General features: G+C 75.5%; 20 protein-coding genes. 7 read left to right on the top strand and 13 right to left on the bottom strand.

What is annotated here, in order from left to right; translation table 11 throughout:
• Positions 1 to 33 precede the first annotated feature (33 nt).
• The gene (locus tag ACQP60_RS04950) at positions 34 to 1,245 is read right to left on the bottom strand and encodes an acyl-CoA dehydrogenase family protein (RefSeq protein WP_429728981.1); all 1,212 of its coding nucleotides are present in this window, start codon (positions 1,243 to 1,245) and stop codon (positions 34 to 36) included.
• A 99-nt stretch (positions 1,246 to 1,344) separates the two neighbouring features.
• Between ACQP60_RS04950 and ACQP60_RS04945 the strand changes: the two genes are divergently transcribed.
• The 5 genes from ACQP60_RS04945 (at position 1,345) to ACQP60_RS04925 (ending at position 6,700) form a co-directional block, all read left to right on the top strand.
• On the top strand, positions 1,345 to 2,085 hold the full coding sequence (locus ACQP60_RS04945; protein ID WP_429728979.1) for a QsdR family transcriptional regulator: 741 nt from the start codon (positions 1,345 to 1,347) through the stop codon (positions 2,083 to 2,085).
• A gap of 33 nt (positions 2,086 to 2,118) precedes the next feature.
• Complete coding sequence (locus ACQP60_RS04940; protein WP_429728977.1) at positions 2,119 to 2,520, top strand: acyl-CoA thioesterase; 402 nt, start codon at positions 2,119 to 2,121, stop codon at positions 2,518 to 2,520.
• Positions 2,521 to 2,642: 122 nt separating this feature from the next.
• A complete protein-coding gene (locus ACQP60_RS04935; protein ID WP_429728975.1) occupies positions 2,643 to 3,782 on the top strand; it encodes a phosphotransferase family protein in 1,140 nt (379 codons plus the stop codon).
• A gap of 1 nt (position 3,783) precedes the next feature.
• A complete protein-coding gene (locus ACQP60_RS04930) occupies positions 3,784 to 5,001 on the top strand; it encodes an acyl-CoA dehydrogenase family protein (protein WP_429728973.1) in 1,218 nt (405 codons plus the stop codon).
• Between the two features lie 52 nt (positions 5,002 to 5,053).
• Complete coding sequence (locus ACQP60_RS04925; protein WP_429728972.1) at positions 5,054 to 6,700, top strand: AMP-binding protein; 1,647 nt, start codon at positions 5,054 to 5,056, stop codon at positions 6,698 to 6,700.
• Between the two features lie 73 nt (positions 6,701 to 6,773).
• On the opposite strand, the gene ACQP60_RS04920 is transcribed toward ACQP60_RS04925, so the two are convergent.
• From ACQP60_RS04920 to ACQP60_RS04880, 9 genes are all read right to left on the bottom strand, one after another.
• A complete protein-coding gene (locus tag ACQP60_RS04920) occupies positions 6,774 to 8,048 on the bottom strand; it encodes an ABC transporter substrate-binding protein (RefSeq protein WP_429728971.1) in 1,275 nt (424 codons plus the stop codon).
• Between the two features lie 5 nt (positions 8,049 to 8,053).
• Entirely contained in the window at positions 8,054 to 9,226 is a 1,173-nt protein-coding gene (locus ACQP60_RS04915; protein WP_429728969.1) for a branched-chain amino acid ABC transporter permease, read from the bottom strand.
• Positions 9,223 to 10,101 (bottom strand): ABC transporter permease subunit, encoded by an 879-nt coding sequence (locus tag ACQP60_RS04910; protein WP_429728968.1) that lies wholly within the window; start codon positions 10,099 to 10,101, stop codon positions 9,223 to 9,225. The genes ACQP60_RS04915 and ACQP60_RS04910 overlap by 4 nt, the downstream gene beginning before the upstream one ends.
• A gap of 63 nt (positions 10,102 to 10,164) precedes the next feature.
• A complete protein-coding gene (locus tag ACQP60_RS04905; protein WP_429728967.1) occupies positions 10,165 to 10,896 on the bottom strand; it encodes an ABC transporter ATP-binding protein in 732 nt (243 codons plus the stop codon).
• A complete protein-coding gene (locus ACQP60_RS04900; RefSeq protein ID WP_429728965.1) occupies positions 10,893 to 11,630 on the bottom strand; it encodes an ABC transporter ATP-binding protein in 738 nt (245 codons plus the stop codon). Before ACQP60_RS04900 ends, ACQP60_RS04905 begins: the two co-directional genes overlap by 4 nt.
• Before the next feature lie 131 nt (positions 11,631 to 11,761).
• Positions 11,762 to 12,532, bottom strand: coding sequence for a glucose 1-dehydrogenase (locus ACQP60_RS04895; RefSeq protein WP_429728963.1), 771 nt, complete (start codon positions 12,530 to 12,532; stop codon positions 11,762 to 11,764).
• A 120-nt stretch (positions 12,533 to 12,652) separates the two neighbouring features.
• A complete protein-coding gene (locus ACQP60_RS04890) occupies positions 12,653 to 13,705 on the bottom strand; it encodes an NADPH:quinone oxidoreductase family protein (protein ID WP_429728961.1) in 1,053 nt (350 codons plus the stop codon).
• A gap of 73 nt (positions 13,706 to 13,778) precedes the next feature.
• The gene (locus tag ACQP60_RS04885; protein WP_429728959.1) at positions 13,779 to 14,363 is read right to left on the bottom strand and encodes a TetR/AcrR family transcriptional regulator; all 585 of its coding nucleotides are present in this window, start codon (positions 14,361 to 14,363) and stop codon (positions 13,779 to 13,781) included.
• Positions 14,364 to 14,374: 11 nt separating this feature from the next.
• Positions 14,375 to 15,136 carry an SDR family oxidoreductase gene (locus tag ACQP60_RS04880; protein ID WP_429728958.1) on the bottom strand — a complete coding sequence of 254 codons (762 nt, stop codon included), beginning with the start codon at positions 15,134 to 15,136 and terminating at the stop codon, positions 14,375 to 14,377.
• A 159-nt stretch (positions 15,137 to 15,295) separates the two neighbouring features.
• On the opposite strand from ACQP60_RS04880, the gene ACQP60_RS04875 reads away from it, so the two are divergent.
• Both ACQP60_RS04875 and ACQP60_RS04870 read left to right on the top strand, forming a co-directional pair.
• Positions 15,296 to 15,826: a YbhB/YbcL family Raf kinase inhibitor-like protein gene (locus ACQP60_RS04875; protein WP_429729948.1), complete on the top strand. Its 531-nt coding sequence runs from the start codon at positions 15,296 to 15,298 to the stop codon at positions 15,824 to 15,826.
• Positions 15,823 to 16,422 (top strand): YbaK/EbsC family protein, encoded by a 600-nt coding sequence (locus ACQP60_RS04870; protein ID WP_429728956.1) that lies wholly within the window; start codon positions 15,823 to 15,825, stop codon positions 16,420 to 16,422. The genes ACQP60_RS04875 and ACQP60_RS04870 overlap by 4 nt, the downstream gene beginning before the upstream one ends.
• 102 nt (positions 16,423 to 16,524) lie before the next feature.
• On the opposite strand, the gene ACQP60_RS04865 is transcribed toward ACQP60_RS04870, so the two are convergent.
• From ACQP60_RS04865 to ACQP60_RS04855, 3 genes are read right to left on the bottom strand one after another with little or no spacing between them, the layout of a single operon-like run.
• Positions 16,525 to 17,514, bottom strand: coding sequence for a siderophore-interacting protein (locus ACQP60_RS04865; protein WP_429728954.1), 990 nt, complete (start codon positions 17,512 to 17,514; stop codon positions 16,525 to 16,527).
• Between the two features lie 54 nt (positions 17,515 to 17,568).
• Positions 17,569 to 18,507, bottom strand: coding sequence for a universal stress protein (locus tag ACQP60_RS04860; protein ID WP_429728952.1), 939 nt, complete (start codon positions 18,505 to 18,507; stop codon positions 17,569 to 17,571).
• Positions 18,508 to 18,560: 53 nt separating this feature from the next.
• Complete coding sequence (locus ACQP60_RS04855) at positions 18,561 to 20,669, bottom strand: iron ABC transporter permease (RefSeq protein ID WP_429728950.1); 2,109 nt, start codon at positions 20,667 to 20,669, stop codon at positions 18,561 to 18,563.
• Between the last annotated feature and the right edge of the window lie 5 nt (positions 20,670 to 20,674).

Genomic DNA, 20,674 nt, shown 5'->3' with positions numbered 1-20,674 from the left:
GTCTCCTTCGGGTCGGTTCGGGGGGCGGGCGGCTCAGACGAACGCCGCGTGGCCGGTGATCTCGCGGCCGACGATGAGGTTGTTCATGTCCCGGGTGCCCTCGAACGTGTACACGGCCTCGGCGTCGGCGAAGTACCGCGCGACGCCGGTGTCGAGGGTGATGCCGTTGCCGCCGCAGGCCTCGCGGGCGAGGGCGACGGTCTCGCGCATGCGGGTGGTGACGAACGACTTGGCCATCGCGGCGTGCGCGTCGCGCTGCGTCCCGGCGTCCTGCAGCTGGGAGACGCGCACGCACACGGCCAGGCTCGCGGTGACGTTGGCGAGCGCGGTGGCCAGCTTGTCCTGGACGAGCTGGTAGCTGGCGATCGGGTGGCCGAACTGCTCGCGCTGCCTCGTGTACGCGACGGCCGCCTCGTACGCGCCGATCATCGTGCCGAGCGACTGCCACGCCACGCCGTCGCGGGTGACGCGCAGCACCTGGGCGACGTCGCGGAAGCTGTCGATGCGCTGCAGCCGGTCGGCCTCCGCGACCTGGACGCCGTCGAGCACGATGTCCGCGTTCTGCACGATGCGCAGCGACTGCTTGCGCTCGATCTTGGTCGCGGTGAACCCCGGCGTCCCCTTGCGGACGAGGAAGCCCTTGACCTGGTCGTCGGCGGTGTCCTTGGCCCAGATCACGACGACGTCGGCGAAGGTGGCGTTGCCGATCCAGCGCTTGGCGCCGTGCAGCGTCCAGGTGTCGCCGTCGCGGGTGGCGGTGGTGCGCAGCCCCTTGGCGGTGTCCGAGCCGGAGAGCGGCTCGGTGAGGCCGAAGGCGCCGATGACGTCGCCGCTCGCCATGGGCGGCAGCCACTGCGCGCGCTGCTCGGGCGAGCCGCCCAGCCCGATGGCGCTCATCGCGAGCCCTGAGGACACGCCGATGAAGGTGCAGAAGGAGGAGTCCACGCGGGCGAGCTCCATGCCGATCCACCCGCGGAAGACGGCGGAGCTCTCGAACGGCGCGCACTCGGGCCACGCCGCGCCCACCGTGCCCAGCTCGGCGAAGGGCTTGAACAGGTGCACGGGGCACTCCGCGCGCTCCCAGTAGTCGTCGGCGAGGGGGCGCACCTCGCGCTCCATGAACTCGCGCACGGCGAGCGCCGCCTCCTGCTCGCGGGGGGACAGCAGGCCCTGGAAGCCGTAGAAGTCGGCATCCAGCAGGGCGGGGACGGCGGCCACGTCGGGGGCCGGGGCGGTGAACGTCATCGTTGCTCCGATCGTCGTCGAACGCGACCAGTGTGCACCCGCGTGCATCATTTTCCAAGATGTTGCATGAACCTCGCCTCGCCGCACTAGGCTGCGGGCATGCCGGACAGCGCCACGAGCACCCCGACCGACCTGCCCGACGGCGCGCGCGCCGCAGCGCCCGACGCCGGGCAGGACGGCGCGCACCACGACGCGCCCATCGCGACCGTCGGCCTCGAGGCAGCGCCCACTCCGCTGTCCCTGCGCCTGGCGCCGGGCGCCCACGCGGACGCCCGGCGCGCGTTCGACCTCGCGCGCGAGACGTTCATCGCCGGCCGGCGCCTCGACATGGGCCCCCTGGCCGCGAGCCTCGGCGTCGACCGGACGTCCGTGTTCCGCTGGGTCGGCAACCGCGACGCGCTGCTCACCGAGGTGCTGTGGTCGCTCGCCGTCCCGACGCTGGTCCAGGCCGACCGCGCGACGGCGTCCGAGCACGGGGCGGAGCGGGTCGCCGACCTCCTCACGCGCTTCGCCGGCGACCTCATCGCCGCCCCCTACTTCCGGGAGTTCCTCGCCCGGGAACCCGCGCGCGCCCTGCGGCTGCTGACCACGAAGGCCAGCCCCATCCAGCACCGCTTCCTCGCCACGTGCGAGTGGCTGGTCCGCACCGACATCGGGGACCACCCGTTCGACGACGGCGCGGGCGACGGCGGCATCGACCCGGCATCCCTCGCCTACCTGCTGGTGCGCGTCTCCGAGTCGTTCACCTACGCCGACCTGATCACCGGCGAGGCACCGGAGGCCGACCGTGCCGCCGTCGCGTTCCGGCACCTGCTGCGGGTGCCCTCGCCCGCCGCCTGACCCCGAGACCCGCCTCAGACCTCAGGAGCACCGATGCCCCGCGCCCGCCACCCCTTCCCGCTGCGCTGGAACGACAACGACCAGTACGGCCACGTCAACAACACCGTCTACTACGCCGCGATGGACACCGCCGTGAACGCCTGGATGATCTCCCACGGCGGGCTGGACCCCCGCGGCGACGTCATCGGGCTCTGCGTGGCGTCGTCGTGCGAGTTCCGCGCCCCGGCGTCCTACCCCGAGGAGCTCGAGGTGGGCATCGGCGTGGAGCGGCTGGGGCGCACCAGCCTCACCTGGGACCTGCACGTGCTGCGCGCGGGCGGCGACGAGCCGATCGCGGTCGGGCGGTTCACGCACGTGTTCGTCGACGAGTCCACCCGGCGCCCGGTGCCCGTGCCGGACGGCATCCGCGAGGCGGTCGCCACCCTGCAGGACTGACCGGCCCCGCCCGCACGCCCCCCACACCCACGGAGCGGGCGACCTGGTCGCACCACATACCGACTGCGCGGTATGCTCGCTCGAGCCCCGGGACGGACCGGGTCGACGGAAGGTGGTCATCGATGACCGACGTGCCCGGACTGGACACCGCAGGGCTGCGGGCGTGGCTGGAGCGGGAGCACCCCGAGCTCACGGACGGGGGCACTGGCGCCGGCACGGGTTCCGGCGGCGAGCTCACCGCGAGCGTGATCGCGGGCGGCCGCAGCAACCTCACGTACCGCGTCGACGGGGCCCGCGTGCCGCTCGTCGTGCGACGGCCGCCGCTGGGCCACGTGCTGTCCACCGCGCACGACATGCGCCGCGAGCACCGCGTCGTCACCGCCCTCGCGGACAGCGCCGTCCCCGTGCCGCGCACCGTGGACGTCGTCGACGACACCGACCGCGGCGAGGTCACCGGCACCGTCTTCTTCGTCATGGAGCACGTGGCCGGCACGGTGCTGTCCCGCCCGGGGCAGAACGCCGCGTTCACGCCGGACGGCCTGCACGCCCTCGGCCTCGAGCTCGCGCAGGTGCTCGCCGACCTGCACGCCGTGGACCCGGCCGCCGTCGGGCTCGCGGACTTCGGCCGCCCCGACGGCTACCTCGACCGTCAGGTCGCCACCTGGCGGCGCCAGTACGACGCCTCCCGCAGCCGCCCCCAGCCGCGGCTGGACGCGCTGCAGGACCGGCTCGCCGCGAGCGTCCCCGCGTCAGGGGGGCGCGCCGGCGTCGTGCACGGCGACTTCCGCCTCGACAACGCGATCGTCGTCGGGCCGCCCGACGCGCCCCGCGTCGCCGCCGTCCTCGACTGGGAGATGGCGACGCTCGGCGACCCGCTGGTCGACCTCGGCATGCTCGGCCTGTACTGGGACATCCGCGGCCTCACGAGCACCACCCCGTCCGACGACGACGCGCTCAGCGCCGTCGTCCCCGGCGCCGGGTACCCGGAGTTCGGCGAGCTCGTCGACGCCTACGCCGCACGGTCACGCACCGCGCCGCCCGACCTGTCCTGGTACCGCGCGTTCGCCGCGTACAAGCTCGCCGTGATCCTCGAGGGCATCCACTACCGCTACCGGGCGGGCGAGACGGTCGGCGAGGGCTTCGACCGCATCGGCGCCCTCGTGGACCCCCTGGCCGCGGACGGCCTCGCGCACCTGCCGACGTCGAGCAGGCCGGCCACACCGACCACGCGGACCACCGCGGCACAGGCGGGGAGGGACTGACATGGACTTCGCCCCCGACGCCCGCACCGCGGAGCTCACCGGCCGGGTGCGCGCGTTCCTCGACGAGCACGTGCTGCCGGCGGAGCCGGTGCTCGACGCGCAGCTCGCGGCCGCCCCGGGCGACTGGTCGCCGCCCCCCGTGGTGCGCGACCTGCGGGCCGCCGCGCGCGAGCAGGGCCTGTGGAACCTGTTCCTCCCGGGTGACGGCCCCGCCGGGGACCGCGGCGCCGGACTCACGAACCTCCAGTACGCGCCCCTGGCCGAGCTCACCGGCTGGAGCCCTCGCCTGGCGCCGGCCGCGTTCAACTGCGCCGCGCCCGACACCGGCAACATGGAGCTGCTCGCCCACTTCGGCACCCCCGACCAGCAGCGCGAGTGGCTCGACCCGCTGCTCGACGCGCGCATCCGGTCCGCGTTCTGCATGACCGAGCCGGGGGTGGCCTCCAGCGACGCGTCGCAGATCGGCACCCGCATCCGGCGCGACGGCGACGACCTGGTGATCACCGGCCGCAAGTGGTGGTCGACGGGAGCCATGAACCCGGGCGCCGCGCTGCTCGTCGTCATGGGCAAGACCGACCCCGACGCGCCCCGCCACCGGCAGCAGTCGATGGTGCTCGTGCCGCGCGACGCCCCTGGGGTGACGGTCGTGCGCCCGCTGACCGTGTTCGGCTACGACGACCGCGACCACGGCGGGCACGCCGAGATCGCCTTCGACGACGTGCGCGTGCCCGCCGCGAACCTGCTGGGCGGCGAGGGCGAGGGCTTCGCGATGGCGCAGGCGCGCCTCGGGCCGGGCCGCATCCACCACTGCATGCGCGCCCTCGGCATGGCGGAGAGGGCGCTCGCGCTCGCCACGGAGCGGGCCCGCGAGCGCTCCGCGTTCGGCCGCCCGCTGGCCGACCAGGGCGTGGTGCGCGAGTGGGTCGCGACGTCCCGGGTCGAGATCGAGGCGCTGCGGCTGCTCGTCCTCAAGACCGCCTGGCTCATGGACACGGTCGGCAACCGGCGGGCCATGCGCGAGATCCAGGCCATCAAGATCGCCGTGCCGCGCGCGGTCCAGGCCGTCCTCGACCGCACGATGCAGCTCTTCGGCGCCGCCGGGCTGTCCGGCGACCAGCCGCTCGCGGAGATGTTCGCCGCGGCGCGCGCCCTGCGGCTCGCCGACGGACCCGACGAGGTGCACCTGAGCTCCCTCGGGCGGGCCGAGCTCCGCCCCTGAGGCCCGTCACCCCTCTCCCCGTCCACGATCGACGACGACGAAAGGACCGGACATGACCCCGACCCCCGACCCCGCCTCCCCCGGGCCCGACCGCCCCCTCGACGGCGTCACCGACGACGCCGTCGACGGCCCCGGCTTCGGGACGCTCTCGGCGGCGTCGCTCCTGGCGGAGACGGCGCGCCGCCACCCCGACTACCCTGCGCTGCACTTCGCGGGGACCACCACCACGTACGGCGCGCTGTGGGACCAGACCCGGGCCTACGCCGGCGCCCTGGCGGCGCGCGGGATCGGGCGCGGCTCGCGCGTGGCGATGGTCGTGCCGAACGTGCCCGACTTCGCGCGCGTGTACTACGCGGCGCTCACCCTCGGCGCCGTCGTCGTCCCGATCCACCTGCTGTTCCGGGCGGGCGAGATCGAGTTCGTGCTGCGCGACAGCAGGGCCGACGTCCTCGTCGCCGCCGCACCGATGCTCGCCGAGGCCGCCCCCGCCGCCCAGCGCGCGGGCGTCCGCCTCGTCACGGTGCTCGCTCCCCCCGCGGAGCAGGGCGGGCCGGCGCTCCCCCGCCTCGAGGACGAGGCCGCCGCCGCGACCCCGGTGGAGCGGCACACGCCGGTGCACCCGACGTCGGCCGCGACCATCCTCTACACCAGCGGCACCACCGGGCTGCCCAAGGGCGCCGTCGGCTCCCACCTCGCCGCCGTGGAGCAGGTGCACTGCTCCCTCATCGACTCCTTCGACCTGCGGCACGACGACGTCGTCTTCGGCGGCCTGCCCCTGTTCCACGCGTTCGGGCAGATGGCGGTGATGAACTGCGCCTTCCGCGTCGGGGCGTCGGTGGTGCTGCTGCCCCGGTTCGACCCGGACCAGGCGCTCGAGCTCCTCGTCGCGCACCGCGCCACGGTGTTCACCGCCGTGCCGACGATGTTCGTCGGGATGCTGGAGGCCGCCCGTCGCAGCGACGCCCGGCCGCCGCTGCGGTACGCCGTCTCGGGCGGCGCGACGCTGCCGGTGAGCGTGCTCGAGGAGTTCGCCGCGGCCTACGGCGCCGAGGTGCACGAGGGCTACGGCCTCACCGAGACGTCCCCCAGCGTCTCCTGCAACACGGTCTTCGAGCCCATCCGGCCCGGCACGGTGGGCCGGCCGATGTGGGGCGTGGACGTCGCGGTCGCCGACGCGGTGATCGACCACGAGGTGCACCTGCTGACCGAGCCGGGCGCGCTCGGCGAGATCGTGGTGCGCGGGCACAACCTGCTCAAGGGCTACCTGGGGCGGCCGGACGCCGACGCCGCGGCCGTCGTCGACGGCTGGTTCCGCACCGGCGACCTCGGCACACTCGACGCCGACGGGGTCCTCGCGATCACCGACCGCAAGAAGGACATGATCATCCGCAACGGGTACAACGTGTATCCCACCGAGGTGGAGGCGGCGCTGATCTCCCACCCGGACGTGGCGCTGGCCGCCGTCTTCGGCGTCGCCGATCCGGTGCACGGCCAGGAGATCCACGCCGCCGTCGTGCCCGCCGACGGGCGCACCGTCGACGCCGACGCGCTCGTCGCCTGGATCCGCGAGCGTGTCGCCGCGTTCAAGTACCCGCGCGTCGTGCACGTGGTGGACGAGCTCCCGCTCGGCCCGAGCGGCAAGATCCTCAAGCGCGAGCTGCCCGGCCGGTTCGCGCCGGACCCCACCCCTGCGGGATAGCGAGCCACGACTCGCGACACGGCGAGGGGGCGGACCGAGAGCTTCTCGGCCCGCCCCCCTTCGTCGTGGGTCGTCAGGAGCTCGGGACCCCCTCGTGGCGCAGCGGCACGGGCTGCGGCTCGACCGCGGTGACCTTCCCGCTGCCGACGGCGTAGGTCGCGCCGACGTAGTCCTGCACGCCGTCGGCGACGACCGTGATGCCGACGCCGTCGAAGGCGGAGTGGTCGTCCGGGCCGAACATGAGCGGCAGGATGCCGTTGCCCTCGAGCTTGCCCGACTCGACGGCCTCGATCAGGCTCTCGCGCGTCGGGTCCTCGCCCGCGGCGGCCAGCGCCTCGGCGAACAGGTAGCCCATGCTCATGCCGTACACGGTGTTGCCGTCGAACCGTGCGCCGTCGTTGTACTCGTCGTTGATCTGCCGGAACAGCTCGACCCACTCTCCGTCGGGGCCGAAGGGCAGGTAGTTGGCGCTGACGAAGCCGTCCAGCAGCACGGGCGCGACGTCCTCGCCGAGCAGCTCGGCGAGCGTCGGGTAGTCGCCGCCCGACGACGACGCCAGCCACCGCGGGCTCCAGCCCATCTTCGCGGCGGTCCCCACCGCGAGCGCCGTGAAGCCGTTCACCGTGGCGAGCAGCACGTCCTCGCACCCGGCGGCCTGCAGGGCGCCGATCTGCGCGGTGACGTCCTGGTTCGACGTCGAGTACGACTCGTGGGCGGTGACGCCGTCCGCGCCGAGGGCGAGCTCGACCCCCTCGAGGAACTCCTCGCCGAAGTCGTCGTCCTGCCCGAAGACGCAGACCTTGCTCCCGGCGTGCTCGTCGGCGGTGTACTGCGCGAGCGCGGCGCCCTCGACCACGTAGTCGGCGTTGAAGCCGAACGTGTTCGGGTGCCCCTCGGGGTCGTCCCACATCGTGCTGCCGGACGCGACGAAGAGGTCGGGCACGTCGTTCTGGGTGAGGTAGTCGAGCACGGACGAGTGGGTGGGCGTGCCGAGCCCGCCGAGCAGGGCGAACACCTCGTCCTCCTGCACGAGCTCGCGCACGACCGTCTGGGTGGTCGCGGGGTTGTACCCGTCGTCCTTGACGACGTACTCGATCGAGCGGCCGTGGACGCCGCCGCCCGCGTTGACGTACTCGAAGTACGCCTTCGTGGCGGCGGAGATCGACGCGTAGCCGGCGGCGGCCGGGCCGGTCAGCGGCTGGTGCGTGCCGACCGTGACGGTGTCGTCGCTGATGCCGGGCGCGGCGGCTGCCGGCGTGCTGCAGCCGGACAGGGCCAGGCACGCGGCGACGGACGCCGCGGCGATGCCGGCGGTGGTGCCGGCAGCGGCGGTGCGGGGGTTCCGCATGATGGTCACCTCTCTGTGGGTTCGGGCAGGGTCGCGGACGCGTCGGTGCGGCCACGGGGACGGAGACGGATGGCATGGCGAGCCGCGGCGCGGGCCAGCCCGCCCGGCCAGGCCAGGGTCACGACGATCAGCAGGGCGCCGAAGACGAGCACGGCGAGGTTGCCGGACAGCCGCTGCTCGAGGTCGGCGGGGACGCCGACGGCGGCCGTGACGGTGTCGACGAGCCACGGCAGCAGCACGACCAGAGCCGCGCCGGCGGCCGCGCCCCCGAGGCTGCCGAGCCCGCCGACGACGGCGGCCACGACCAGCAGCAGCGAGAACGCGAGGTCGTAGCGGCCCGGGCCGACCGACTGGGTGACGAGGCACAGGACGGCGCCGCCGAGGCCGGCCGCGAGCGAGCTCGCGACGAACGCGCCGACCTTGACCCGTCCGGGCGACACGCCGGACAGCCGGGCTGCGGTCTCGTCGCCGTGGACGGCGCGCATGCGCAGGCCCGCGCGGCCGGAGCGCAGCACCGCGAGGGGCGTGACGGCGACGGCGGCCACGACGATCGCGAGCCAGGCGTGCCACTGTTCCACGGCGATCAGCCGGGACAGCGCCTCGGGCACGCCCTCGAACGGGACGGCCAGGCCCTGGTCCCCGCCGAGCGCCGGCACCTGCGCCGTGAGCGCGGGCAGCGCGACGACCATGGCGAGCGTCAGGCCGGCCAGGTAGGGCCCGCGCAGGCGCGCGCCGGCCAGGCCGAGCAGTCCCCCGACGGCGCCCGAGACCGCGACGGCGCCCACGAGGCCCAGGACGACGCGGGCGAGCGAGGCGCCGCCGTCGCCGTCGAGGCCGGCGCCGGCCGCCGCGTTCACGGTGAGGGCGTAGCCGTACCCTCCGGCGGCCATGAGCACGGCGTGCCCGAGGGAGAGCTGGCCGGTGAGGCCGACGAGGAGCGAGAGCCCCGCCGTCGCGCAGAACGTCGCGGCGACGACGGCGAGCTGGTAGTTGCGGTACGGGTCGAGCACGAACGTCGCGGCGACGGCCAGCAGGGTGAGCACGACCGCGTGCACCAGGATGCGCTGGGTGCGGGTGAGCCGCCGGGGGGCGGTGTCGGGGGCGGGACGGTCGGCGCGCACGGCGGCCTCCTCGGTCGCTTCTGCTTCCTCGGTCCGGACGGGTCGCGTGGCGGTCATGCGGCACGCACCTGGGCCGTGGCGAAGATCCCGCCGGGGCGGACCAGCAGCACGAGCGTGAGCAGGGCGAGGACGGCGAGCGGGGCGACCCCCGCGCCGAGGTAGCCCGTGACGAGGCTGATCAGCACCCCCACGAGGACCCCGCCGACCAGCGCACCGGTCGGCGAGTCGAGCCCGCCCAGGACGGCGACGGTGAACGCGTGCACGAAGAGCAGGTCGGCGGAGTGGGCGTTGAGGCCGAGCTCGGTGGGCACGAGGAGGAGCGCCGCGAGGGCAGCGACCGCTCCCGACAGCGCCCAGCCGAGGGTGACCATGCGCGGCACGCGCACCCCCAGCAGCCGGGAGACCTCGGGCGCCGCCGCCGACGCACGCAGCTGCAGGCCGAGCGACGTGCCGTTGAAGAGCCACGCGAGCAGCCCGACCACCGCCAGCGCGACGACCAGCACGAACAGGTCGTACGGCGAGAGCAGGGGCACGCCGCCCACCACGAAGGGGCGCTCGTCGAACGGCGCCGCCATCGGCCGGTGCCGGGGGCCGAACGCGATCCCGAGGGCGGACTGCAGCACCATGACCAGCCCGATCGCGACGATCATCCCCGGCAGCGGGCTGCCGGACGGCACGCGCCGCATGAGCCCGCGCTCCACGGCGGCGTTGAGCGCGGCGCCCGCGACGAGGGCGGCGGCGAGGCCCGCCCAGGAGGACCCGGTGGCGCCGGTGACGGCGAACGCGGCGAAGACGGCGACGGTGGCCACGGCGGCCTGCGCGAAGTTCACGAGCCGCGCGGCGCGCCAGACGATCACCAGGGACAGCGCGAACAGCGCGATGACGAGGCCCCGGGCGAGCCCGGTGGCGAGGAGGAAGACGAGTCGGTCCATGGGGAGCCTCTCTCGGGGACGCAGGTCGGTGCTGGTCGGGTGGCGGTCGGGTGCCGGTGCCGGTCAGAAGCCCAGGTAGGCGTGCCGCACCGCGGGGTCGCCCGCGAGCTCGGCGGCCGGGGCGTCGGCCACGACCGCGCCGAGGCTGAGGACCACGCCGCGGTCCGCGATGGACAGGGCGGACGTGACGTTCTGCTCCGCGAGCAGCACGGTCAGCCCGGTGTCGCGCGCCGTCGTGCGCAGCACGCCCATGAGCTGCGCGACGACGCGGGGCGCCAGGCCGAGCGAGGGCTCGTCGAGCAGCAGCACGCGCGGGCGGGCGAGCAGGGCCCGGCCGAGCGCGAGCATCTGCCGCTCGCCGCCGGACAGCTGGTGCCCGAGGCTGGAGCGACGGCGGGCGAGCGGCTCGAACAGGTCGTACGTCCGGGCGACGGCGGCGCGCCGTGCCGCGCGTCCCGGGTGGCACCAGAGGGCGCCGAGCCGGAGGTTCTCGTCGACGGTCAGCTCCGTGACGACGCTGCGCCCCTCGGGCACCTGGGCCAGGCCGCGCCGGGCGCGGTCCTCGACGCTCAGGGCGGTGAGGTCGGCGCCGTCGAGCAGCACCCGGCCGGCGCGGGGCGGCGTGAGACCGGAGAGGGCCCGCAGCAGGGTGGTCTTCCCGGCGCCGTTCGCGCCGAGCAGGGCGACCACCTCGCCCGGCGCGACCGAGATCCGGAGGTCGTCGAGCACGGGCGCGCCGGCGTAGCCCACGGTGAGGCCCTCGACGGCGAGCGCGGAGGACGTGGCGGCGGTCATGCGGCCTCCAGCCCCAGGTACGCGGCCTCGACGGCGGGGTCGGTGCGCACCTCGTCGGGGGTGCCGCTCGCGACGACCCGCCCGAAGTCGAGCACGACCACCCGGTGGGCCACGGCCATGACGAAGTCGACGTGGTGCTCGACCAGGAGCACCGCGCAGCCGCCCGCGACGACGTCGCGCACGACGTCCGCCAGCCCGTCCACGTCGTCCTTGCCGAGGCCGCCGGCCGGCTCGTCGAGCAGCAGGAGCCGCGGTCGTGCGACGAGCGCGCGGGCGAGCGCCACCCGCTTGCGCACGGGGTACGGCAGGGCGTCCACCGGCGTGGCGGCGTCGGCGGTCAGGTCGAGCCGCGCGAGCGCGGCCGTCGCGGCCGCGACGGCGTCGTCGGCACCGGCGACCGGCACGAGGACGTTCTCGAGCACCGTGAGCCCCGCAAAGAGGCCGAGGCCCTGGAGCGTGCGCGCCAGCCCACGCTCGAGGAGGCGGGTCGCGGACGCCGGCGCGGGGAGCCCGTCGATCCGGACCCGTCCGGCGGTGGGGCGCACCAGGCCGCAGACCGCGTTGAAGACGGTCGTCTTGCCCGCCCCGTTGGGGCCGATCAGGGCGACGGTCTCCGCGCGGCCGGCGGCGCCCACCGTGAGGTCGACGCCGTCGAGGGCGGTCAGGCCGCCGAAGGTCACGGTGAGGCCGGAGACCTCGAGCCGGGGCGGGGTGGCAGGGGTGGGGCTGGACATCGGCACCTCTTCGTGTCGGGTGCCAGCCACGCTAGCGGAAAAACCGACTGGCCGGTATGCCCTAGCGCGACAAACTTCGGAATGTTGCACGGCCGTGACAGTCCGGCGCGCGCAGCCGTCGCCCCGGGCACTCAGACGCCGGCGGTGAGCCCCCCGTCGACCACGAGCTCCGCCCCTGTCAGGTACGCCGACGCGTCGCTCGCGAGGAACACCACGGCGCCCGTGACGTCGTCCGGCACCGCCGCACGACCGATCGGGATCGGCACGACGTCGGGGTCGATGCGCGTCGTCATCGCGGTCCGCACCAGGCCGGGGTGCACGGAGTTCACCCGGATGCCGTCGCGGCCCAGCTCCACCGCGAGCGACTTGGTGAGCCCCCGCACGCCGAACTTGGAGGCCACGTACCCGTGCAGGCGCTCACCGCCCCGCAGGCCCTCGACCGACGACACGTTGACGATCGACCCGCCCCCGGCGGCCTTCATCACCGGCACCACGGTGCGGCACCCCAGGAACGTGCCCGTGAGGTTGACCGCGATGACGGCGTCCCACTTGGCCGTGGAGTAGTGCTCGATCGGCGCGGAGTTGGCGATGCCCGCGTTGTTCACGAGCACGTCCACCCCGCCGAACGCGTCGACGGCGGCGTCCACCGCGTCGCCCCAGCCCGCCTCGTCGGTCACGTCCAGGCGCACGGGCAGCGCCCGGTCGCCGAGCGCGGCCGCGAGCGCCGCCCCCTCGTCGTCGAGCACGTCTGCGACGACGACGGCGGCGCCCGCTCCGTGCAGCGCACGGACGTACGCCGCGCCGAGGCCGCGGGCACCGCCCGTCACGAGCGCGACCCGCCCCTCGAGCGGTGGGGCGGCGTGCGGTCTGTCGGCGCGCGGCGGGGCGGGACGAGCGGGCATGAGGGACCTCCGGGTCGGGGTACGAGGGGGCGACATCCCGACCGGCGATCCGTCGCCGCATCCGGTGGGATGCCGCGACGGATCGCCGGCCGGAAGGCCTGGGGGTGGGGCGGGCGCCGGTCAGCCGGCGACGCGGACGACGAGCCGGCCGGTCGTGGCGCCACCGGCGAGGCGCTGCACGGCGGCGGGCGCGTCCTCGAACGGCACGACGTCGGCGACGACGGGCCGTACGGCGCCGTCGGCGGCGAGGCGCGTCAGCGCGTCGTGCGCGGCGTCGACCAGGTCGGGCCGGCGCTGCTGGTAGAGCGCCCAGTGCAGGCCGAGCACGTCGTAGTTCTTCACGAGGAGGTGGTTCGCGCGCACGTCCTGGACACGGCCGCCGGCGAAGCCGACGACGACGATCCGCCCCTCGAAGGCCACGCAGCGCACGGACCGCTCGAACGCGTCGCCGCCGACGGGGTCCACCACGACGTCCGCCCCGGCGCCGCCGGTGAGCTCCTTGACCTGGGCGGCGAGGTCGTCGCCGCGCACGAGGACGTGGTGCGCGCCCGCCGCCGTCGCGACGGCCGCCTTGGCCGCGCTGCCGACGACGCCGATCACCCGGGCGCCGGCGGCCGCCCCGAGCTGCACCGCGGCGGTGCCCACGCCGCCGGCCGCCGCGTGCACCAGCAGGCGCTCGCCCGGCCGGACGCGGGCCTTGCGGTGCAGGGCGAACCAGGCGGTCTGGTAGGCGATCGTCAGGGCGGCGGCCTCGGCGTCGTCCAGGTCGTCGGGGGCCGGGTGCACGGCGGCGGCGGGCAGCACCGCCAGCTCGGAGAGCACCCCGATGGCGGAGCCCACGACCCGCGCTCCGGGCACCAGCCCGCGCTCGCCGGCGGCCACCCCCTCACCGAGCGCCACGACGTCGCCGCACAGCTCGATGCCGGGCACGAACGGCGGCTCGGGCCGCACCTGGTACTCGCCGCGGGCCAGCAGGACGTCGGGGAAGTTCACCGCGACGGCGCGCACGCGGACGAGCACCTTCCCCGGCCCGGGCCGGGGCGCGGGCACCTCGTCGAGCCGCAGCACGTCGGCGGGCTCGCCCGGCCCGGTCACGCGCCAGGCGCGCATCGTCGCGGGCCTGCCCGGGGCGGCGGGGGTGGGGGCGGTGGAAGTGCCGGGCAGCGTCGTCATCGTCGCTCTCGTCTCGTCGGTGCGGTGCCCGCCGGGTCGTCGGCGCAGGATCGTCGGCGCGGGGCGGGCGGGGTCAGGACGCGGGGGTGCGGATCCCGCGCAGGAACAGCTCGGTGAGCTGCTGGGCCACCTGGGTCTTGGTCTCGGGGCCCGTGGGCGAGTACCAGTGCGAGAGGTAGTGCACGTCGCTGAAGAAGTGCGCCACGAGCAGCGGGCGCGGCACGTCGGTGCGGAAGACGCCCTCGTCCTGCCCCCGGCGCAGCAGCGCCGCGAACTCGTCGTGGTACTCGCGCCGCCGCTGCGTGACCTCCTTGAGCCGCGGCTCGGTGAGCATGTGCATGCTCCGGAAGAAGACGGTGCCCTCCGGCAGGAAGTCGATCGACGTCTCGACGACGTCGACGCACACGGCCCGGACGACGTCCTCGACGGGACCGCCCGCGGCGACGATCTCGTCGAGGTGCGCCTTCTGCAGCGCCAGCATCCGGTCGTAGATGGCGAACAGCAGGTCGTCCTTGGACTGGAAGTAGTGGTACATGGCGCCCTTGGTGACGCCGGCGGCCTCGACGATCTGCTGCACGCTGGTGGTGGCGTACCCCTGCGTGGCGAACAGGTCCAGGGCGGCCGCGGTGACCCGGTCGGCGACGTTCGTGCTCTTCATGCCCCCATCCTTCACCCGACGGGCGCGATGCTCGCGCCGCCGTCGATCCGGAGCGTCTGGCCCGTCACCCAGGCCGCGTCGTCCGAGAGCAGGAACGCGACCGGGCCGGCGACGTCGTCGGGCTCGCCGAGCCGCGCGAGGGGGTAGCGCTCGGCCGCCTGCGCCTCGTGCCCCTCGTAGAGCGCGCGGGAGAAGCGGGTCTTCACGACCGCCGGGGCGACGGCGTTGACGCGAAGCGCAGGCGCGAGCTCCTGGGCGAGCTGCTGCGTGAGGTTGATGAGGGCGGCCTTCGAGGCGCCGTAGAAGGCGATGTTCGGGCTGGACGACGTCCCGGAGATCGACGCGACGTTGACGATCGACCGGCTCAGCCCCGCGGCGACGGCGTCGCGGGTCCACTCGAGCGCGGAGACGACGTTCACCTCGAGGATCTTGCGCGCGACGCCCGGGTCGACGTCGAGGGCGGGCCCCCAGGCCGGGTTGATGCCGGCGTTGTTGACCAGGTGGTCGAGGCGGCCGTGCCGCTCGGCGACGTGCGCGAGGACGGCGGCGCGGTGCTCGGGGTCGTCGACCCGGCCGGCGACGCCCGAGGCGCGGTCGGGACCGAGCGTCTCGACGGCCGCGTCGAGCGCCTCCTGCTTGCGCCCGGTGACGACGACCGCGGCGCCCTCGTCGACGAGCCGCCGTGCCACGGCCAGCCCGATGCCCCGGCTGCCGCCCGTGACCAGCGCGACCCTGCCGGTGAACCTGCCCGTGGAACTGTCGACCGAACCCACCATCGCCTCCTCGCGACCGCCGTCGACGACCGCACGTACCGTCCAGTCGGTTTGCGCGAGCACCGTACCACGCGGCATCGGCGACACGCCCGCGTCGCGCCCTGGCCAGCGCCGCGGGCGGTCGGGCAGCATGGCCCCATGACAGGCACGGACACCGGCATGGACTTCACGCGACCGCTGCCCCCGGACCCGTACTCGCTGCTCCCCGTCCCGGCGACGTTCACGCTCAAGAGCGCCGACGTCACCGACGGCGAGCCGCTCGCCGTCGACTTCAGCGTCGACGGCGCCGACGTGTCGCCGCACCTCGCATGGTCGGGCGCTCCCGAGGGGACGCGGTCGTTCGTGGTGAGCTGCTTCGACCCGGACGCCCCCACGCCGTCGGGCTACTGGCACTGGACCGTGGTCGACGTCCCCGCGGACGTGACCTCGCTGGAGCGCGGCGCCGGCGCCGTGGGCGGGTCCGGGCTCCCGGCCGGGGCGTTCCACGTCCCGAGCGACGGCGGACGGCTCGGCTTCGAGGGCGCCGGGCCGCCGCCCGGTGACCACCCCCACCGGTACGTGTTCGCGGTGCACGCGCTCGACGTCCCGACGCTCGGCCTGTCCGAGGCGAACAGCCCGGTGCACGTCGCGTTCCACGTCTACTTCCACGTCCTCGCGCGCGCCACGCTCACGGCGACCTTCCAGCGATGAGCGGGACGACGACGCCCGGGCCGGCGACGCCGGGCCTCCCGACGCTCGGCGACCTGCCGTGGGCGCCCGCCCTCGACCACCCCGACCTGCTCGCCCCGCCGGTCGCGGCCGCGCTGGCCGCCTGGGCCGCGCGCGACGACCGCGTCCGCGGGCTCGTCGCCGTCACCGAGATCGACCCGGACCACGCGGACACGGCCACCCTGAACGACCGGCACGGCCTGCCGCCCAAGGCCTCCGCCAACTGCGTCGTCGTGGCGGGCCGGCGCGGCGACGCCGAGCGCGTGGCCGCGTGCGTGGTCACCGCCGCGACGTTCGCCGACGTGAACACCCGGGTGCGCAAGCTGCTCGACGCGCGCAAGGCGTCGTTCCTGCCGACGGACCGCGCGACGGCGGAGTCCGGGATGGAGTACGGCGGCATCACCCCGGTGGGCCTGCCGCCGCAGTGGCGCGTCCTGGTGGACTCGCGCTTCGCGGCGCCCGGTGCGCTCGCGCTGATGGGCTCGGGGGTCCGTCGGTCCAAGCTGCTCATGCCCGGGGAGCTCCTCTGCGCGATGCCGGGGGTCGAGGTCGTCGAGGGGCTGGGCGTCGCCCGTTGACGCGCCGTACGCACGACGGCGCCCCGCTCCCGACCGGCACGGTCGAGGGCGGGGCTTGGTCGTCGGGTCGTCCAGCGCCGGTCGTTCAGCGCTGGGCGGGCGTCAGCACTCCGCGCGGCCGCGGCGCCAGTAGCCCATGAAGGCGACGGCCTTGCGGTCGACACCCTTCTCCGAGACGAGGTAGCGGCGCAGCGTCTTGATCGAGCCCGCCTCTCCGGCGAGCCACGCGTAGAGCACCGTGTCCTGCTCGAGCGGGTGGCCCGCGGCGTCCACGGGGACCTCCCAGAGGATGTCCGCGTCGATGTCGACATCGGGGAGCTCGGGAGCCGGGGCGCCATCCGACGACGGGCGCACGCCCATGGCCAGCAGCCGGTCCGCGGCCTCCTTCACGGCGGGCACGAGCACGTCGCCGTGCTCGCGGTCCTCGCGCGGCAGCCAGGAGATCCGCACGCCCGCGGGCGCGGCCAGGGTCCAACGGTCCTCGGGGTGCGGCACCTCGAGGAAGACCTCGCCGACGGCGTCCTCGGGCAGCGACTCGCAGATCGCGGCGATCGCCGGGACGGCGGTCTCGTCGCCGGCGAGGAGGAGAGCGTGGCTGCGGGCGGGCGGGTTGAACTCGAGCCCGCCGTGCGGCCCGTCCGTGTACGCGGCGTTGGGGCCCATGATGACCAGGGGCGCACCCGGCGTCGCGCCGTTGGCCCACCGGGAGGCGGGACCGGTGTCGCCGTGCAGCACGATGTCGACGTCCACCTCGCGCAGGTCCTGACGGACGGCGCGCACGGTGTAGGTGCGCAGCGGGTTGCGGCGCTCCTCCGGGAGCGCACGCCACGAGGTGAACCAGTCGGGGTTCTGCCGGTCGAGGTACTCCCAGCCGCCGCAGGGCGCGGGGAGCAGGAACTTGATCCGCTGGTCCTTGCCGTTGTCGGCGAAGCCGTCGAGGTCGTCGCCGGTGAACGTGATGCGGATGAACGACGGGCAGAGCCGGGTGACCCGGGAGACGGTGACGTCGAACATGCGGTACGGCTGCTCGGGGACGACGTCCTGCGCGGCGGTCTGGTCGGCGCGCTCGGTCGCCTCGACGGTCTCGGTCACGCTGGTAAGCCTAACCTCACCTCTGCGGTGGTCCGCAAGCCCGGGTGACCGTCGTCACACGGCATGACCGGTCGCCTGACCGGCCGCACGGACCACGACGACTGGGCAGGCCGACGTCCGCACCAGCGTGTGCGTCGCGGAGCCCAGCAGCAGGGACGCGAAGCCGCCGCGACCTCGGGTGCCCAGCAGGAGGCGCTCGGCGCCCTCCGCCTCGCGGTGCAGCACGCGCACCGCCTGCCCCTCGCGCGTCTCGCCGAGCACCTCGAGCGCGCCCTCGGCCGCGCCGCGCTCCCGCAGCCGCTCCTCGACCCGGGCCAGGCCCCGCTGCAGCACCGGCCCGGCGTCGGCCTCGGTGATGTCGTGGGCCTCGTGCTCGGTCGGCCCGCGCGACGTCACCCACTCGGCGACCCCGGGACGCCAGACCACGACGAGACGGAGCGCGCGCCCCAGCTCCCACGCGGTCTCGACGCCGGCGTCGAGGGCCACGCCGGACGCCTCGGAGCCGTCGTAGCCGACGACGACGGGGGCGTCCGGCGGCAGGTCCGTCCGTGGGCCCTCGGCCGGCACGACGACGACCGGGCAGCGGGCGTGAGCGGTCACCTGGAGCACCACCGTGCCCCGGATCGCCTCGTACAGGCCGCCGTGCCGTGTGGCGCCCAGCGCGAGGGCGCCGGCGCCGGTCGACATGCCCACGAGCGCCGCGGACGGGGAGGCGTACTCGACGAAGGTCTCGACCGTCACGCCGGGGGCGACGTCGCGGGCGCGGGCCGCCGCCTCCTCGACGACGGGCCACGCGCCGCCGCCTCCCCGCTCCCCCAGGTCGTCGCCGTGCGGCCGCGCCGCGACCCCCGTGTCGTGGGCGTCGCGCACGTAGACGACCTGCAGGACGGCGCCCCGCGTGCGCGCCTCCCGCGCCGCCCACGCGAGGGCGACGTCGGCAGGCTCCGACGCGTCGTACCCGACCACCACCGGGGCGGCCCCGTGCTCGTCCACCCCGCCATCGTCTCTCGCCGCGGCTCCGCACGAAAGCGTGGACCCCAGGACGCTCAGGCGGTCGCGCGCCCCCGCGACCGCCAGAGCAGGTAGACGAAGTACGGCGCCCCCAGCAGCGCCGTCCCGAGGCCCGCGGGGATCTGGCCCGGCGCGATGACCACGCGGCCGAGCGTGTCCGCCGCGGACACCAGGACGGCGCCGACGAGGATCGCCACGGGCAGCACGCGTGCGTGCCGGGCGCCGACGAGAGCCCGCGCGGCGTGCGGCGCCACCAGGCCCACGAACCCGATCACGCCGACGGCGCACACCGCGGCGGCCGTGGTCAGCGCGGCGGCCCCCAGCAGCACGAGGCGCGAGCGGTCGACCGGCAGGCCGAGGACCCGCGGGGTGTCCTCGTCGAGCGACAGCACGTCGAGCTCGCGGCGGTACGTCGCGGCCAGCGGGACCACGACGAGCAGCGCGAGGGCGACGGGCAGGAGCTGCTCGAGGCTGCGCCCGTACGTCGAGCCCGACAGCCAGGTCAGGGCGAGGTTGACGTCCCACGGCGCGATCACCAGGACGACGAGGGTGATGAGCGCCGTCGTTCCGGCCTGCGCGCCGATCCCGACCAGCACGAGGCGCTCGGACCCCAGCCCGCCGCGCGACGACAGCAGGTACACCAGCGCGAACACGCCGAGGGCGCACGCACCCGCCGCGGCCGACATCGGCCAGATGCCGACCCCCGGCACGAGCAGGATCATCAGCACAGCGCCGAGGCCGGCTCCCGAGGTCACGCCGAGCAGGCTCGGCTCGGCGAGCGGGTTGCGGCACACGGCCTGCACGATCGTGCCCGCGAGCGCCAGCGCGGCACCCGCGAGCACGGCGGCGAGCACGCGCGGCACGCGCTGGTCGAGGACGAAGCTCACCTGCCGGCCGGCCGCGCCCTGCGCCCAGTTCGACACGTCGCCGAGGAGCACGACCCGGTCGCCGAGCAGCAGGCCCGCGACCACGGCCGCGACGAGGGCGGCGGAGAGGACGACGAGGACCGTGACGACGCGCGCCCGCGAGCGCGGGCGGCCGAGCGCGCCGCGGGCCCCGCGCGCGCCGGCGCCGGCGTCGCGCAGCCGGCGCGCCATCCAGACGAGGATGCCGGCGCCCAGCACCGACGTCACGACGCCCGTCGGTACCACGACGGACGCCTGGCCGGGCAGCACAGCCCGCAGCAGCACGTCCGCGCCGAGCACCACGACGACGCCGACGAGGGCGGCGAACGGCAGGAGCAGCATGTGCCGTCCGAGGCCGGGCACCTTGCGCCCCACGAGCCGCGCGATGACCGGGGCCGACAGGCCCACGAAGCCGATGGGGCCGGCGACGGTGACCGCGATCGCGGCGAGCAGCACGGCGGCCAGGACCGCGAGCACCCGCGTGCGGCGCACGTCGATGCCGAGCACGCGGGCGGCGTCGTCCCCCAGGCCGAGGAGGTCGAGCCGGCGGGCGAGCAGCAGCGCGCCGACGACCCCGACCGCGACGACCGGAGCCGCGAGGCTCACCGTCCGGGTGCCGGACTGCACGATGCTGCCGCTGCCCCACGCGAACAGGCCGGTGGTCTCCTGCTCGAAGAGGACGAGCAGCACCATCGTCAGGGAGTGCAGCGCGAGCATGATCGCCGAGCCGGCGAGCACGAGGCGGGTGGGCCCGTCGGCGCCGCCCCGGGCCAGGGCGAGCACGAGCGCCGCGGCGGCCAGCCCGCCCACGAACGCGAGCCCGCCCTGCAGGTAGAAGGGCACGGACAGGCCGAGCGCCGCGGCGGCGACCACCGTGACGTAGGCGCCGGCGTTGACGGCCAGCGTGTCGGGCGAGGCGAGCGGGTTGCGCGCGACCGACTGGAGCACCGCTCCGGCCACGCCGAGCGCGACCCCCACGAGCAGGCCCGCCAGCAGGCGCGGCAGCCGGGACGACACGAGCACCGCGACGGTGCCGTCGTGGTCGGCGCCGACGAGCGCGCGCAGCACGTCGAGCGCGCCGACGTCCGCCGTGCCCTGCGCGAGGTGCACCGCGGCCAGGACGAGCACGGCGACGACGGCGAGGACGAACGCCGCCACCACGCGGGCGGGCGCCGCCCGCCGTCCCGCCCCTGTGGTGGAGACGGGGGCGGAGGCGGCGGACGGCGGCGAGGCGGTCATGGACA

The organism is Isoptericola variabilis (genome assembly GCF_050311655.1).
Classification (GTDB): domain Bacteria; phylum Actinomycetota; class Actinomycetes; order Actinomycetales; family Cellulomonadaceae; genus Isoptericola; species Isoptericola variabilis.
This window is presented reverse-complemented; position numbering and strand designations above follow the sequence as displayed.